Source organism: Fluviispira sanaruensis, assembly GCF_004295685.1.
GTDB lineage: Bacteria > Bdellovibrionota_B > Oligoflexia > Silvanigrellales > Silvanigrellaceae > Silvanigrella > Silvanigrella sanaruensis.
The window spans coordinates 3,091,761-3,107,673 of sequence record NZ_AP019368.1; the positions used below are offsets into that span (position 1 = coordinate 3,091,761).

Sequence of the window (15,913 nt, forward strand, 5' to 3'; positions counted from 1 at the left end):
ATGAATTTTACAGATGAAATATTTATATTGGCTTGATATGGAAATGTCAGGACTCGATCACACAAAAGAGCGCATTTTAGAAGTTGCACTAGTAATTACGGATTTATCTTTTCATGTTGTTAAAGAATATATCAGCGTCGTTCATCAGAATGAAGACATTTTGAAAGGGATGGACAGTTGGTGCACAGAACATCATGGGAAAAGCGGCCTCACTGCCAAAGTGCCGCACGGCAAACCTGAAAAAGAGGTTGAACAAGACATTATCGCACTTATTCAAGAATATTCCCCTCAAGAAAAAATTATTCTTGCTGGCAACACAATTGGTCAAGATCGTAAATTTATTGATCAATGGATGCCCGATCTTGCTAAAAGTTTGCACTATAGAATGCTCGATGTTTCAAGTTTTAAAATTGTCTATGAAAATATTTTTAATAAAAAATATGATAAAAAACATAAACATAGAGCTTTAGAGGATATTATTGAATCCATTGAAGAACTCAAGTTCTATTTACAATTCGTGAATATTTAATTACAATCTCCTCTTGCAAAAGTGGAGATTTGTTTTGCAATCTTTTTTTAAAAAATTTTTATTAATGTTTCCTGAAAAAAACTGAATATTTTTAATAAATTAATAATGTAACTATTTTGGTATAAAAATTGCATGCACAGATTATGAAATGAACTATTTTTTTAATATTCATTTTATTAAAAATCGGAGCTTTGTTATGCTAATACCTTCTTATAAGATTACAAAAGAAAAAGAAATTAATGAAATATTGGCTGAAGATAAAATTTATACAAAAGAAAAAGAGGAGTTTTACACTGAAAATATTTCTTTAACTCTTGAAAAGTTTAATAGCTATTATAAACCTTTAGTCAATTCCACCTCTGCTTTCTTAACTTGTTTATCTTATTTTAGTATAGTTAAAACACCACAGAAAATTAACAACAAAGAAGTTTTTAAACATATACTCGATATATTCCATAATTATAATAACAAAGCTTATCTTGCACAAAAAATTAACCCCTCACAGCCCTATAATTCAAAACAAAATTGGCAAGATTTTATAGGAAATGAGAAATTATCAAATTTATTATACTATACAGAATATAATTCATTGAAACAGTCGATAGAAGGGTATTTCAAACCCATAGATGAAAAGGCAAAACTATCGGAAGGTGAACATTATTTTAAAAAGGAAATATCTTCGAAGGGTGAGCATTTTGTCAGAATTTATCAAAATGAATTTAATTTACATAAAGAAAAGTACAAACTTATACCTGGTTTATACGATAAAGAAAAAATTATTCGAACTTTAAGAGAGCTCAACACTGATTTAACCCGTGAAAGCAATAAAAAAAATGTATCAGATAGATTAGATTATTATTGCACATTGAATGATATGCAGATTTATAAATTATTTGTGTCACCCATAGTCGGCTTTCACGGGATAATATTTGGTATACTCTTACCACCCATCTCGGGTGGAACTTTTGCAGCAACAGTTGGGACAACTGGTATTGGCACAGGAATTGGAGCAGCTAAGAATCATTTTTCTCATTTTGTAAAAAGAATTTATAATGTTGGAATTAGACAAAATTCTTTCAGAAAACTTGATAGTCATAAATTTGAAAAAAGATTAAATGACTCAGTCAATAATAACGACATAAAAAAAATGGGTTCTATTATAGCAGAGCTTAAAAAAGTTAATTTAAAAGTTGGAAATTTTAATTTCTTTTTTTCGAATGCTTTTAAATATTATTGCGAATTAAAAAAAGAAACAGATAAATACTCTAAAGATCTTTTTATTGAAGAAAAGAAATATCAAAATGTTATACCCAATTTACAAAAATTATATTATAAAACTCTTTGTTATTTTAGAAAAAAGGAACTCCTCGAAGAGACTCTTCGCCTACAAGTCAGCTCTTTAAAAGCTTTGAATATTAATTCTGCTTTTCTTATTCGCAATAATGAGAAAGTTAAGTCATTTATTAAAAATAATCTTGATATAGATGAAAAACTACAAAGAGAATTTATAAAAAAATCTATCACTAAAATTTGCGGTAAAAATGCAAAGAATATAAGTATAATTGAAGATGTGATTTTATTATCCTTAAGAACAGAATCGATCGATGAAGAATTTATTAAAAATAATTCTATCACTGCATCCTTAAAAAAAGATTTAAATGAACAAGTGGAAGATGTTCTAGGAAACTTTGGTTCACTTAATGAAGGAATTAAGTTTGGTGTACGCACTGCCGGAAAAATCACTCCGACAGATTCCTTATTTGCACAAATTTCAGGAAACTTGAACAACGTAGATTTAGGTGTCTGGCTCACAACCTCAGCACTTGAAGGCATTCTTTATTTATCAGAATCCAACAAAGCCAATGCAAAATATCAAACGATTACAAAATGGGTAAGCAATTTTGCGGGTGCTTTATATTTTTCCCGTATCGGAATGAGTTCTATATATTATGTCATTGCCAAGCAATGGACAGATCTTTTTAAAAATTCTGTTATGGACTATTTATATTTAAATCCATTCGGTATCATCACAGATATTTTTAGTCTTAAATTAGGAGGGGCTGTTTCATCTAATCATGCAGCAATTTGGCGGGAAATCATAATTGAATTTGATGAATTTAAGAAAAAATATTCAAAAGACAAATGGTCTCCTGCCTACGATTATTTTATAAAGAATCGGCCAAGTGATCCTTCTGAAGTCATGCATAATATATCTGATATGTATAAAAATAAACTATCAGGTATTATAAATATGATAGAAAATATTCATAATGATTCTTTAAATTTGATCGAGTCAATCCAAAAGTTCGAAGAAAAAAAATCTAAGACATTTTTTAAGACAAATATTGATGATGTCATAAATAATTATACAAAAGTCATTATAAAAACATTTTCCCTTGCCAAAGAACTTGAGACCTTTGATTTGTATTTGGAGTTTCTCACGGAAATGAATACAGAAATAGATGACACCCTTAAAATCAATTTTGCCTTGCTTGCAATTGAAAATAAAGGTGTTTTCTCGATTATCCGATTTTTATCTGACCCTTATGTAAAAAAACATATTTTAGATAAAGATTGATAGGTAGTTAAGAACTAACGATTGACTTTTGTGCCTTCATTAATCGAACGTAAAATTTCATCTCGTGGGATGAGATCCGTAGGCAGTGTTGCTCTTCTTACGTTTGCTCTGTATAGAATGGCTCCTCTTAATTTAGTATAATCAAGATCGGCATCCTCTAAATTCGCTCTTGTAAGATTAGCTCCTTCTAAGTTCGCATTCCATAAACTTGCATTTGCGAAATTACACCCTTCTAAATTCGAATCTTTAAAATTTACATAAGAAAGATTTGAAGTTTCAAAATTGCAATTGGAAAAATCCAATTTTGCCAGATTCGCTTTACGAAAATCTAATTTAGAAAAGTCACGGGTCGTTTGCAAAATATCGATTGCTTCTTTACGCGTGAGTGTTTTTGGTTTTGTTTCGTCAGAATCTATATCCCCACGGATTTCAGAACGTATTTCATCCTCTTCTTCCGCGTCTTCTTCAAAATCATCATCATCTTCTTCGATCACACGTCGTGCCATTAAACTCATTTTTATAGGTTTATCATTACGATTGAGAACAACTACCATTTTCAGAAAACCTCCTTAACTGGGTTCGCTTGCCGCTCTACATTGCCCCAAAATTAAAAAAAATCAAGAATAAAAAAAGAGAGCAGTCAAAGTGAACCGCTCTCTTTTAAGAGTATAGAATTTTCTTAGAAAATGGAAAACAAATTCTCTCTTTCCGTTAAGAAATTCATGCAAAACTTTTAGTGAACAGAGTTTGGCACAGGAGTTTGTGCTGGACGCGCTGATTTCTTAGAGAAAGAAAGAGAATTTGCGTCATCGCCAAATTCTTCATCAAGGTATTCTTCTTCAACCATATCAGTTTTGTCTTGAACAGAAATTCTTGCTTCAAGAGCTGCTGCTTCGAATACATTATTTGAAGCTGTTTCAAATAGGATTGATGACAATCTTGAGCGAATAACAGATTTAGGAGCCCAGAAGAGATCCGCTAAAGCTTTAATCATATTTACGCGTGTGGAAATTTTTTGGATTTCTACAGCGAGAGCTTCTCTAGGCACTAAAAGAGCATTGGCAAAATCGACGATCTCAGCTTGTGAAAGTGTTTCACAGCGGCTTGTAAATTTGAATTTTTCTCTCTCGGAGAGAAGAACTATTCTTGCAATTTCACGTGCAATTGCTGTGCGTGTGTGCGCTCTGATGTCGCCCTTACGGAAACGAATTGCGTAATGCCCTGGTTTTACACGGGAACTACGAGCGAGTTTATCAGATACATCACCTGGCATAAGCTGGATAAATGGGAATGCAGAAATCAATTCTGGAATATGAACTGGAATTGCATTGATATTTGCTTTTGAAAGAATTTCTTGTGCAACTTTTTCGATTTCAAGACTTCTATCACGACGTTCAATACGAACTCCTGGTTCTTCTAAAGAAAGTCTTCTTTCTTCTTCCGCATCACAGAAATCGCACCAAGCTTCATCGAGATCAACGAGACCATCAGCAAGATCTTGAATAATTTCAAGGTCAACATCAAGGGCTTTTGCTAAATTCTCGAGTGCTTGCACATTACGTATTGCTTTTTTACCACGCTTCCAATGACTTGTATCACTTGGATTGTAATTCAAAATGGAACCAAGATCTTGGTCATGAACCTTTTCATTTGGTTGACGAAGCTCTAGAACGCGGAAGCAAAAACGGAAAAGTTGGACGGATTGTGGAAATCTAACTGCTTCTTGTAACTTACGCATAATAATTCCCTTTCTAGCAATAATTAAAAAAAACATTAAAAATTAAAAAAATCACAAAATTAAATCAGTTGTGCAAAAAAATCGTATAAGTAGTAATTTCTTTTAACGATTCTTCCATGTAAGTTGATTACTCTTCAATTGGAGAAAGTACCAGAGTCTTTTCAATCCGTCAAAATTTAAGACATTTTTACAAGAGATATAAAGGTTTAATTTCTTAGAGAAAAATCCTCAATATATGAATTTATGTTATATTTATAAGGAATTAAAAATATTAAAAGCATTCTCATAGAATCAAGTGTCTTCTTAAAAGACACTTAAGAGAGGGGATGAATAAAAGAAAAGAGAGATTTTTAGCAGGGTAAGACTTTTGCAGATAGCTCACCAAAACCTATTCTAACATCGCCTTTAATTGCAAAACCTCTGAATAGAATTGTGTCACCATCTTCAATAAAAGATCTTGTTGAACCATCTGGGAGAGTTATAGGTTTTGTCCCTTTCCAGGCAAGCTCAAGCATAGATCCATATGAATTCGGTAACGGGCCGCTAATCGTGCCACTGGCATAAACATCACCAATGCTGACAGGCGAACCATTTGAGGTCATATGAGCCAATTGTTGGAATAAATTCCAATACATATATTTGTAATTTGTACTTGAAATTAAAAAAGGCTCCTTCATCTTGTCCGATTGCAGGTATATTTCGAGTTGAATGTCGAAGAGTCCATTCTTTTTACACTGCAAATATTTGAGCTCGCTGACATCTTTGTCTTGAGCAGGAAGAGAAAAGGGGGCAAGCGCTTCGAGCGAAACGACCCATGGAGAAAGCGAGCTTGCAAAGCTTTTGCCTAAAAATGGGCCAAGCGGCACATATTCCCAACGCTGAATATCTCGTGCAGACCAGTCGTTAAAAAGAGCGAGACCAAAAATAAAATCGGAAGATTGATCAGGAGATATCATTTCACCCATTTCATTTTGTTTACTTGTAATAAAAGCCATTTCTAGTTCAAAATCTAATTGTTTTGTCGGCCCAAAGATAGGAGAATTGGCATCTGCAAGACTCAATTGGCCTTTTGGTCTTTTAAAATTTGTCCCGCCTACTATAATAGAACTCGAACGCCCATGATAGCCAATAGGAATATGCTTCCAGTTAGGTAACAATGGATTTTTCTCGTCTCTAAACATTTTTCCTACATTCGTTGCATGATCGAGACTTGAATAAAAGTCAACATAGTCCTTTACTTGAATAGGTAACAGCATTTTAACTGAATGAGTAGGGATAAGAATTGTCTCTAAATGTTCGGGGTGTTTCTTCAGTTTAGAGTTTAAATCAGAAAAAAGTTCTTGAATAGCATAACGAACACCATTACAAGTTTTATTACCTAAAGATAAAAATTCATTCAACTTGTTATTGTCAAAATGTTCCGCTTTTAAGCCAACAATATCTGTTAAATATCCGAGATTAAATAATCTGCAAAGATCAATTACATTATCACCCAATGCAGCACCCACACGAGCCGTGGATATTTGATTGTTCGTGTAGAAGACGCCAAAGGGGATATTATAAATCGAAAAATCATGATTTTTTGGAATATCAATCCAACTTTTTATTTCCTTCATAAGACTTCCTTTACTAAGTAAGAATTTTATGATCAATAAGATGCTCTATGGGTTCTAAAAAACTACAAGTTCCAAAACTTTTTATATATTTTTTTCTAAGATTTTCAATCTCTTTATTTGTTAATAAAAAATTTCGAATTTTTAATCCATCCTGAGAAAATTTAAAATCTTCATATGTATAATTAGAGATTATTTCTTCAATTTCTTCTTCGCTAATATCGCCTTTATATAATAGCATCATAGAAGAAAAAACATTTAAAAATCCATGCAACAAAGTTCCAACTTCTTGATTAAAGTTAGGTATAGGAACATGCAACCCTGCAGTTGCTTTTATGCCTAATTTTTTTTGGGCACATAAGCTAATAAATTGCGCAATTTTTTTTGCTGGGGGGATTTGATCTTTTTTAACCCCTCCAGTCCTGATTTTAATTTGCACTTGATTGTCAAAATTACATCTGTTATAATCAAATATTTCATTTATTTTTTTGTTGAAATTATCATTTAATGGGATTTCACAAAAATATTCTATTTTTTTATTTAATGCAGAAAACTGCTGGAATAAAATTGACAAATACTCTTCTATCCTTTTATTTGAATTTGCAATGAGAATATCTTCTGCTGGCAAAAATTCTATGGAGAGAATATCAAGCGAAGTCTCAAAGTTTTTTGAAAGTAATTTAATGTTTTGAAAATCCTTATGCAGTATACTTGGAAAATCACTAAAATTCTTACATGTTGAAAGAATTATTGAAAAGTTTGCTTTTCTTTTTCCAACTTTTAAAAAAGAATTATGTGTGTTAAGAAACGAAATAGTTTCATCTATTTTATTTGCAGGAAGTACAAATTTCCCTAGCATATCTTCATACTCATGTGATAAATATTCCGCATAGTTCTTAAGCGATTCTTCTAACGAAAGCTGCGCTGGTGGAAACATTCCAGCGTAATCTAAAAGCTCATTCATAAAAACTTTTAAACTTTGCATAAATTCTCCTAGTGCTAAAAATGAATGAATAGATTTCTTGTTTCAAACAAAGAAATTGCGCTATCTTTAAAGAGACGATAATTTTGAATGGAGAGTAAGCTGAATGCATAATGTTTTTATCCAAGATCTCGCAGCCATCCTTCTCACAGGAGGAGCGTTCGGTTGGATGTTTAAAAAATTTTTCAAGTTGCCATTAATCTTAGGATATATATTTGGGGGAGTCCTCCTTTCATTACCGATATCCTACACGCCTTATGTTGTTAGTAAAGAATCAGCCAATACCCTCGCTGAAATAGGGGTTTTATTATTAATGTTTTCGATGGGACTGCATTTTGGCCTGCGCAAAATTCAATCTCTTGGTGTCTCACCCGCTATTGTAGGCGCTTCACAAGCGCTTTTGATGTGGTTGATTGGTACAAATGTCGCTCCCTTTTTCAATATTACGGGCTTTGAAGCGCTCTTTTTAGGGGCCGTCATAGCGACAGCTTCTACAGCAGTCATTGTTAAAATCCTTGAAGATCATCAACTGAAAAGTGCCCGCTTCGCAGAAAAGCTGATGGCAGTCTTGTTGATTGAGGATTCAATCGCAATTTTTATGATCATTTGGCTTTCGACCGCATCGAGTGGAGAAAGCATACAATTGATGGAAATTATCCCAATTTTTATCTTTAGTATTTTACTATGGTGGTTTTTAGGTACTTTATTATTACCACGTATTATTCACTCTGCATTTAAAACTGGAAAAGAAGAACTTCTTGTTATCTTAAGCATTGGCCTTGCACTTGGCCTGGCCTATTTATCTGCTTCTTGGAATTTCTCAGCTGCACTCGGTGCATTTATAATGGGATCTATCCTTTCTGATTGTAGAGAATTGAAAAAAATAGAATTGGTAATTGAACCCGTTAAAAACTTATTTACTTTAGTTTTCTTTGTTTCTGTCGGATTTCTTTTTTCGCCAGAAATTATTCTTGAAAAGTGGAGTCTTATTTTAGCGCTCGTAGCCACAATTATAATTTGTAAAATTGGTCTTAATCTCATTTTTAATTTATTTGTCGGTCAAGGTATTAAAGACTCTATTAGAATTAGCGGGAGTATGGGACAAATAGGAGAGCTTTCATTTGTAATTGCGCAAGTTGGAGTGAGCCTTGGCGTAATAGAAAATAAAACTTTTTCTGCTATCGTAGCAACTGCTGTGTTCACTATGCTTTTAACTCCATTTATATTTAAGTTTTCTATTAAATTAGCAGAAAATCCAGAAACACTCATACCAAAACCAATTTACAAGTTTATTGAGTCTTATTCACAAGCAGTGATTAATTTTTCACTTGAAAATAAAATGGCTCCCTTTTATAAAAGATTTTCTATTTTTAAATGGATTCGCTATTTAACTGAAAATACAAAAAGCCGACTGAAAAAAAACTTTATGTTGATGACTTCAAAAAACGTAACAGCAACTCTTGATCGCCTTGCACCATGGGACGAATATTTGGTGCATGTGCATGTCGGAGCAGATGCAGATATCACAGGACGAAACTTAATAGATCTTAAACTCAGAGAGAAGTTTTCTGTAAATATTGTAGCAATTGAACGTAATAATAGAACGATTATATCACCGAAAGCTACGGAAGTTGTTATTCCAGGCGATACCCTTTTAGTTTATGGCAATGAAGAATCCATTACAAAATTAGAATTATTTTGTTCAAAAGAAAAACAAGAAGACGAAAATCCTCTTACAATTGATCAATGTTTACTAGCAGGGGTAAATCTCCATGAAACACATCCATTTATTGGCAAAAGTATTTTAGAACTTGGAATAAGAGTCAATTATAATTGCATTGTTCTTGCCGTAAATAGAAATAATGTGAGAATAAAGAACCCAGTGTCAAACTTTATTTTTGATCAAAATGATGAGCTCTTTATCTTTGGCACGAGAAATTCTCTGGAAAAAATAAAAGAGTTACATGCTAGCGTTTAGATCTGTTGCTCTTTTTTCGTGTTGATCTTTTTTTTTAAATTTATAAATTAAATTTAACTTATAATCATGTAATTTCTTTTCGAGACCTGCTGGATAATGATGTGGGTTCATCAATCTTCTTATACTTGCATGTAGTTTTCTAAGTTGGGTGAAAGATCTTTCTCTTATTTCATTTAGTGTAGGGGGCTTATAAATAAGTTTACCTTCACGATAAATTGGCACTAGAAGATCTTCAGATTCACAGTTCTTGGGTATTTCACAGAAACGAGTGAAATCTTCTGGATCTATTATTAGAGATGACTTAATTTTATCAGAGCTCAGCGTGTCAAAAATCATATCTGCTTCAAATAAGTTTTTATTGGAAAACCTACGTACCTGCAAAATTCCTGGGGTAGAAATTTTCATAGATTGCTCAGATAATTTAATGCGATGTTCCCAATGCCCAGTTGAAGATTTTATCGCTGATATTTTATAAACAGCGCCCAAAGCTGGCTGATCGAAAGCTGTAACCAATTGTGTACCAACCCCCCAAACAGCTACTTGTGCTCCCTGTTCTTTCAGGCTCGCAATAACATTTTCATCTAAATCATTGCTCGCAACAATAACTGCTTCAGGAAAACCAGATTTATCTAGCATTTTTCTGGCTTCAATACTTAAATAAGCAAGATCCCCTGAATCGAGGCGAATTCCGCCCAACTTCTTTCCTTGAGTCTTCAGCCAATTGCCAACTTCAATCGCTTTTTTTACACCTTCTAAACTGTTGTAGGTGTCGACTAAAAAAATAACATTATTTGGCATGGCACGGGCAAATGCATAAAAGGACTCCACTTCATTATCAAATGCCATCACCCAGCTGTGTGAATGTGTTCCACGCACAGGAATATTAAAAATTTTCCCCGCTAAAGTGTTCGATGTAGCAGAACAACCCCCAATAAATGCCGCTCTACTTGCGCTTAAACCACCATCAACGCCCTGCGCTCTGCGCAAGCCAAATTCAAGCACTTGGCTCGTACCCGCCACTGACACAACCCGTGCAGCTTTTGTAGAAATCAATGAATGAAAATTAATAATATTGAGCAAAGGAGTTTCTAAAAGCTGGCATTGGATAAGAGGACCCGAGATTCTTAATAAAGGTTCATAAGGAAAAACGATTGTCCCTTCTTGAATCGCATCGAGATTACAAGTAAAAGACATATCTTTAAGATATTCAATAAATTCTTTTTCAAATAATTCTTTTCCATCTGCATCTTTAATAGAGCTCAAGTAACACAGATCATCTTCAGAAAATTTAAATTGATTTAAATAATCAATGACAAGCTCAAGTCCAGAGTTTAAAGTATATCCACCGTTAAAAGGGTTTTTACGAAAATAAAGATGAAAAACACTTTCTCTTTCAGAAATTCCAGATTTCCAATATCCATATGCCATGGTTAATTGATAAAAATCAGTTAATAATGTTAGAGAACCCTTGTAAACTGTTTCAAAAAATGAGCTCATGAATATTTACCTTAATTTTTTTTCTTACCACTTGTTTTGCCGCTCACAGCCTTCAAAAAACTCAGCAAGCCTTCTTCTAGTAGCTCTTGTGACATCATAAGGCAAATCTTCTAGGGAAAACCACTTGGCTTCTTTAATCTCTGGACTTTCAAAAGGCTGAGTGTCAAATTTTTTTATAACATAAAAACAGACAAAGTCATCCACACCAAGAATTTTATGATAATAGCAATCAAAAATAACAGGAAATTCATTCACAATAATACCTGCTTCTTCCCGCACTTCACGGACAATTGCTTCACGGGGTGATTCATTTTTTTCCACACCCCCACCTGGAAAATGCCATCCATTTAAATAAGTATGTTTGACAAGTAATATTTTATTTTCATGATTTATGACGAGTCCTCTCACACCGCAGGTGCGCACTCCAGAAATTCTTTGAATAATTTTCTTCAATATTTGATAAACAGTGTATATTGATATTGAGACTTTACGCATAGTTTCCCTATTTATATTTTACTTTTTCCGTATAAGTGGAATAAAATATACAAGAACAGGCAAGAGCATAGCAAGGACAAATCCATATTCTTCCGAAGTACTCATACCAAGTCCGGCAACGGGAGGTCCTATCAACGAACCCAAGCCAAACATAGCAACAACCGCTGTATTTGCTCCTGCCAAACTACTTCCCTTATATTTTTTTCCAACAATAATGAGCGCCAATGTATAAAAACCAGAAATACACGCTCCCCAAAAGAATAGTATAGGATATAAAACAAAAGGGGTGTTTATAAAAATCCCTATTCCAATTGCCCCTATTATTCCTATTAATGTACAAATAGTAAGTGCTTTTTTTGCACCATATTTATCTGCAATTGCACCAATAAAAAATTGTAAACACGCTTGCCCTATCCCTACAGTCACAAGTAAAGAGACTGAAGCTTTTTCAGTTAATCCATTATAGACACCATAAATTGGCAATAAATTAAATGCTGTGGTTTCCAAATATCCATAGACAATGGCTGCGCCCATTGCGATTGGCGATGACAAAATGATTGGTTTCAACGCAGTTTTTTCTTCACTTTTAATATCTGGTATTTGCTTTCTAGCTAAAATTATTGGCACAAATACGAGCAGGAGAAAAAAGGAACCCACAGCAAAAGGCAAAAGTCCTCTGCTTCCTGTAAAGGCTAAAATTCCTGCCCCCAAAAAATAGCCAATACTGAGACAAGATGAAAAAATCCCCATAATGCGTCCACGCATTTCATCGGATGACAGTTCCCCTATCCACGTTTCGCTTGCGACAAATATCCCGTCAAGGCAAGCACCAAAAACAAACCGAAGAACAAACCACAAAATTACGCTTTGGGTAAAAAAGAAAGACAGAAAGCACATAACCGCGAGAAAAACAGCGAATGTAATAAAACTTTTTAAGCCATATTTTTCCATAAACTTCAAAAAAATCGGCGAAAGCACAAATGCGGCAATAGCTGGCATAGAGGTATTTAAACCAATCATTATTGAAGAATATCCCATTTCTTTCATAACAAATGAAAGGAGAGGGAGGGAAAGACCAAAACCAATCCCTGTAGCGGCCACGCAACTCAACCCAGCAATGATTCCTGAACGCGACAAAAATTTGTTCTTGGCTGATAAAGAGCTTAAATTTTCTGAAGAATTCATAATATTTCTGATTCCTAAGGGAAAAATTCTGCTTGCAAACTGGGTTTGCTTAAAAACAAATGAATGTTTCTGCCATTTTTAAGCAAATAGCAAATAAAAGAGTTATTCAGGATAACTTTTAAACTGATATCCTTTAGGAAGAAGCTCATTTTGCAATTTTTTATTACTGATCTTTTTATTCATTTTTTTTATGCAAGTCACTGGAAATGAAAAATTTAAATCAATTTCTTTTTTTTCTTTTAATTCCTTAATAACTTCTGAATTTTTTTTATAAAATCCATTGCAAATATTAATACGTGATTTAGCTTTAAATTGCTCGAGTATAATATTTAAACAATAAACAATATCATCAACATGAATGAGATTTATAATTCCGTCTGGATCTTGAACCCTGCCTTGAATAAACCAATTTTTAGGCAAGCGATTCGGTCCAAAAATCCCTGCTAAATGAACAATACACGCACCCTGCAACCGCAATTCTTCCTCCGTTTTTATACGCAGCCTTGAATTATCGAGAGGTGAATTCTCATCTATGACTTCATCGTCATATGCATGGATATATGCCGAGGTTGTGCTTAATATTAAAACTTTTTTATTTAAACAATAATATGAAAAGAATTCTTTCGCATACTGACTTTCTATTTCACTTTCAGCCGCTGAAAATGTCCAAATAATATTTTCGCAAAATGGTAGATTTTTCCAAGAATCTTTATTTGTTAAATCGAAATATATTGCATCATCTTGAGAGTTTTTATTACGACTTGTTGCTAAAACATTTGGAAATTTTTCACAATAAAACTTTCCCACATAACCTTTTCCTAAAACGATAGTTTGACTCATAGCTATTCCAATCTCATTTCGTTGCGCCATCCTGTCCCTGTTCTTGCACAGGATTATTATCAGATTGATTTGGAATTTGCTCTGATTTATTTTGCGGTGCCATCATAGATTGCTCCGAAGCTGGTACAGGTGGAGCAAACTCTTTCGGTAGAGTAAGTCCACGCGTCGGCTTGCCCGTTTCTTTAGAATACGTACCTTTTGGTACAGGCAGATCTGGAAATTCGTTTTTTGGAAATTTTGGCAGCTCTCCTGGCATCATCGGATGATAGCTTTGCTCAACGCCCACTTCATATTGAGGTGCCTCAATTTGAATATTACCATTTTTATCAATCCGGACCGTTACATTTTCTAAATCTTGATTACGCACCGAGCTGATATTGACTCCATTTAAAAATATAATTCGTCCAGACATATATGTCGATTCATATGGCATCCTTTTTGAAATTGTATTGCCTGACGGCTGAATTGTCCCCCCTCGCACTGGCAAAGTAAAACTTGGAATAATCATTTGCTCAATATTTTGTGTTTGAATTGGAATTGGTGCACTGCCTACCCGCTGAATTCCAGATCCTTGCAATGATTGTGTTTGAATAGGCAGTTCTTTTGGCAATTGCTGCGCAGTTAAATACGGATGTATAACGCTTAGAATTGAAATAATAATATTTATTTTTAAAAAATTTTTTTTCATTTCTTGAATTTCCATTTTACATTTTTTCACAGAATAACATTGTATTATATCTTCAAAAAATATAAGAAATGGAGAGAAAAAATTGCCGCATTCGTTTTTTTTTAACACGAACCATATTATATTCCAATTAAACTTTCAGAAGGAGTTTGTATGCCAAAATTATTAGCTATTTTTCTAGTCATATGCTCAACATTTTTCTGGGGCACAAACTTCAACGTTGGGAAATATGTAGTCGGCGAAATAGCCCCCATGATAGCAACAGCGCTGCGCTTTCTTATAGCATCATTCCTTATTTTTGTCCTTGTTATGCTCAAAGAACGAAATTTTTTACAAACTTTCAAAAAGAATATTAAAATATATTCAATTTTAGGAATTATTGGCGTTGCAGGTTTCAATGGCTTATTTCTCTTTGGGGTAAAATACTCCTCTCCTATAAATTGTGCACTCATCATGTCTACCAACCCTTTAATTACAAATATTTTCGCTTATTTTATATTAAAAAAGAAAATATATTCATATCAAAAAATAGGAATGCTCCTGAGTCTCATCGGAGTGATCATTATTTTAACGCAAGGTTCTTTTCATACTATATTGAGTCTTAATTTTGCTGTTGGCGATATTTTAATTATCATTGGCAACATTTGTTGGGCACTGTATGGTGTTTTGAGTATTCGTTATTTAAGCAAATCTTCTCCAATTATTACAACTGCTTCTACTATGATTATTGGTACAATAGCTCTCATCATATTTTCCTTTTTTGAAGGACATGTCGATCAAGCTTTTCATCAATCCTCATCGATTTATTTTGCAATCACTTTTATGGCAATATTCGGCGCTGTCTTAGCTTACCTGTTCTGGAATATTGGTATGGCTCAGCTTGGAGCCGCACAGACATCTATATTTTTTAATTTCGTGCCAGTTTTTACAGTTCTAGTTTCACTCTTTTTAGGACATCCTATTTATTTTATCCAAGTTGTTGGTGGAGCAATTATTCTCTGCGGTGTGATTATTTCTTCGAATGTTATTAGGCTGCCCATTAATGCAAATTAAAGATATTCAAGCTTAAAAAAATAATTTATAAATTTTCGTTTAATAGACATAAAAATATTGCGAAATTTATAAAGCATTGAATCAGTCGAGAGTTTTTACTTTTAACTACTTAGTAAGATCTGCTTTTAAAAATTCAAAAGGTTTGGATTCTCCAAATAAACGAGCATTATTTCCTGAATAAACCTTTCCACCCGTAAGAGTTAATTTCTTAATTGGTGCCCTTTTTGAGAAATTTAAACCTTTAAAATCAACCCAAAATGTATTTGGTGTTGTAACTGAATCAAAATAATAAACCTTATTTTTCTGATCTGAAACGGTTCGCCAAATGGTAGAGGAAATGTTTGGTTGATCCTGAGACGAAATTCCTAATGGAACAGATACACTGCGAACAACACTTAAAGTGCTTGCAATAGCTTGATATACAAATTTTTTCTCAGGTATTGCATTGATATAATTATTAGAGATGCTTGTAGGTAAAGACTTTATTAAGAAAGAAGCTCTCGCAAATCGATCTGCAGCACGATTGGTTCCTGGTAAAAAATTTTTCTCCGAATAATTATCTTTAATAAATGTTATTCAATTAAAATATTGCCAAATTTCAATATCAAAGTTTAAATCTGCGCTTTTTTTTTTTAAAATTTAAAATAAAATTCTTCAACTTTATTATTATAATTATATATTTTTGATATTTATGAATTTTTGTAGGCAAAAAATTTTATTAAAAATTCATCTCGCTGTCT

At 33.2% G+C, this 15,913-nt stretch carries 14 protein-coding genes; 4 read left to right on the top strand and 10 right to left on the bottom strand.

Annotated features, from left to right (window positions below):
* Positions 1-13 precede the first annotated feature (13 nt).
* Both orn and EZS29_RS13040 read left to right on the top strand, forming a co-directional pair.
* Positions 14-529: an oligoribonuclease gene (orn, locus tag EZS29_RS13035; protein WP_130611562.1), complete on the top strand. Its 516-nt coding sequence runs from the start codon at positions 14-16 to the stop codon at positions 527-529.
* Between the two features lie 196 nt (positions 530-725).
* Complete coding sequence (locus tag EZS29_RS13040; protein ID WP_130611565.1) at positions 726-3,107, top strand: hypothetical protein; 2,382 nt, start codon at positions 726-728, stop codon at positions 3,105-3,107.
* Positions 3,108-3,121: 14 nt separating this feature from the next.
* Here EZS29_RS13040 and EZS29_RS13045 read toward each other — a convergent pair whose 3' ends face one another.
* From EZS29_RS13045 to EZS29_RS13060, 4 genes are all read right to left on the bottom strand, one after another.
* Positions 3,122-3,661, bottom strand: coding sequence for a pentapeptide repeat-containing protein (locus tag EZS29_RS13045; RefSeq protein ID WP_130611568.1), 540 nt, complete (start codon positions 3,659-3,661; stop codon positions 3,122-3,124).
* A gap of 179 nt (positions 3,662-3,840) precedes the next feature.
* The gene (locus EZS29_RS13050; protein ID WP_130611571.1) at positions 3,841-4,845 is read right to left on the bottom strand and encodes a hypothetical protein; all 1,005 of its coding nucleotides are present in this window, start codon (positions 4,843-4,845) and stop codon (positions 3,841-3,843) included.
* Positions 4,846-5,195: 350 nt separating this feature from the next.
* Complete coding sequence (fahA, locus tag EZS29_RS13055; RefSeq protein ID WP_130612909.1) at positions 5,196-6,452, bottom strand: fumarylacetoacetase; 1,257 nt, start codon at positions 6,450-6,452, stop codon at positions 5,196-5,198.
* Positions 6,453-6,474: 22 nt separating this feature from the next.
* Positions 6,475-7,443 (bottom strand): hypothetical protein, encoded by a 969-nt coding sequence (locus EZS29_RS13060; RefSeq protein ID WP_130611574.1) that lies wholly within the window; start codon positions 7,441-7,443, stop codon positions 6,475-6,477.
* Positions 7,444-7,546: 103 nt separating this feature from the next.
* Here EZS29_RS13060 and EZS29_RS13065 point away from each other — a divergent pair, with 103 nt between their 5' ends.
* Positions 7,547-9,418, top strand: a complete 1,872-nt coding sequence (locus EZS29_RS13065) for a cation:proton antiporter domain-containing protein (RefSeq protein WP_130611577.1) — start codon at positions 7,547-7,549, stop codon at positions 9,416-9,418.
* On the opposite strand, the gene EZS29_RS13070 is transcribed toward EZS29_RS13065, so the two are convergent.
* From EZS29_RS13070 to EZS29_RS13090, 5 genes are all read right to left on the bottom strand, one after another.
* Positions 9,401-10,915, bottom strand: coding sequence for a nicotinate phosphoribosyltransferase (locus tag EZS29_RS13070; protein WP_130611580.1), 1,515 nt, complete (start codon positions 10,913-10,915; stop codon positions 9,401-9,403). The genes EZS29_RS13065 and EZS29_RS13070 overlap by 18 nt on opposite strands.
* Before the next feature lie 24 nt (positions 10,916-10,939).
* On the bottom strand, positions 10,940-11,410 hold the full coding sequence (locus EZS29_RS13075) for an NUDIX domain-containing protein (RefSeq protein ID WP_130611583.1): 471 nt from the start codon (positions 11,408-11,410) through the stop codon (positions 10,940-10,942).
* Between the two features lie 18 nt (positions 11,411-11,428).
* Positions 11,429-12,595: an MFS transporter gene (locus EZS29_RS13080; RefSeq protein ID WP_130611586.1), complete on the bottom strand. Its 1,167-nt coding sequence runs from the start codon at positions 12,593-12,595 to the stop codon at positions 11,429-11,431.
* Positions 12,596-12,697: 102 nt separating this feature from the next.
* Positions 12,698-13,435 carry a Rossmann-fold NAD(P)-binding domain-containing protein gene (locus tag EZS29_RS13085; protein ID WP_130611589.1) on the bottom strand — a complete coding sequence of 246 codons (738 nt, stop codon included), beginning with the start codon at positions 13,433-13,435 and terminating at the stop codon, positions 12,698-12,700.
* A 13-nt stretch (positions 13,436-13,448) separates the two neighbouring features.
* A complete protein-coding gene (locus EZS29_RS13090; protein ID WP_130611592.1) occupies positions 13,449-14,123 on the bottom strand; it encodes a hypothetical protein in 675 nt (224 codons plus the stop codon).
* A gap of 150 nt (positions 14,124-14,273) precedes the next feature.
* On the opposite strand from EZS29_RS13090, the gene EZS29_RS13095 reads away from it, so the two are divergent.
* Positions 14,274-15,173, top strand: coding sequence for a DMT family transporter (locus tag EZS29_RS13095; RefSeq protein ID WP_130611595.1), 900 nt, complete (start codon positions 14,274-14,276; stop codon positions 15,171-15,173).
* A gap of 105 nt (positions 15,174-15,278) precedes the next feature.
* On the opposite strand, the gene EZS29_RS16270 is transcribed toward EZS29_RS13095, so the two are convergent.
* Positions 15,279-15,749 carry a linear amide C-N hydrolase gene (locus EZS29_RS16270; protein ID WP_130612912.1) on the bottom strand — a complete coding sequence of 157 codons (471 nt, stop codon included), beginning with the start codon at positions 15,747-15,749 and terminating at the stop codon, positions 15,279-15,281.
* Between the last annotated feature and the right edge of the window lie 164 nt (positions 15,750-15,913).

Excerpts from the sequence above, each read along its gene's own strand:
- EZS29_RS13065 (WP_130611577.1), top strand. The coding sequence starts at position 7,547 with ATGCATAATGTTTTTATCCAAGATCTCGCAGCCATCCTTCTCACAGGA.
- EZS29_RS13095 (WP_130611595.1), top strand. The coding sequence starts at position 14,274 with ATGCCAAAATTATTAGCTATTTTTCTAGTCATATGCTCAACATTTTTC.
- EZS29_RS13070 (WP_130611580.1), bottom strand. The coding sequence starts at position 10,915 with ATGAGCTCATTTTTTGAAACAGTTTACAAGGGTTCTCTAACATTATTA.
- EZS29_RS13090 (WP_130611592.1), bottom strand. The coding sequence starts at position 14,123 with ATGAAAAAAAATTTTTTAAAAATAAATATTATTATTTCAATTCTAAGC.
- orn (WP_130611562.1), top strand. The coding sequence starts at position 14 with ATGAAATATTTATATTGGCTTGATATGGAAATGTCAGGACTCGATCAC.
- EZS29_RS13045 (WP_130611568.1), bottom strand. The coding sequence starts at position 3,661 with ATGGTAGTTGTTCTCAATCGTAATGATAAACCTATAAAAATGAGTTTA.
- EZS29_RS13080 (WP_130611586.1), bottom strand. The coding sequence starts at position 12,595 with ATGAATTCTTCAGAAAATTTAAGCTCTTTATCAGCCAAGAACAAATTT.
- EZS29_RS13075 (WP_130611583.1), bottom strand. The coding sequence starts at position 11,410 with ATGCGTAAAGTCTCAATATCAATATACACTGTTTATCAAATATTGAAG.
- EZS29_RS13060 (WP_130611574.1), bottom strand. The coding sequence starts at position 7,443 with ATGCAAAGTTTAAAAGTTTTTATGAATGAGCTTTTAGATTACGCTGGA.
- EZS29_RS13040 (WP_130611565.1), top strand. The coding sequence starts at position 726 with ATGCTAATACCTTCTTATAAGATTACAAAAGAAAAAGAAATTAATGAA.
- EZS29_RS13085 (WP_130611589.1), bottom strand. The coding sequence starts at position 13,435 with ATGAGTCAAACTATCGTTTTAGGAAAAGGTTATGTGGGAAAGTTTTAT.
- EZS29_RS13050 (WP_130611571.1), bottom strand. The coding sequence starts at position 4,845 with ATGCGTAAGTTACAAGAAGCAGTTAGATTTCCACAATCCGTCCAACTT.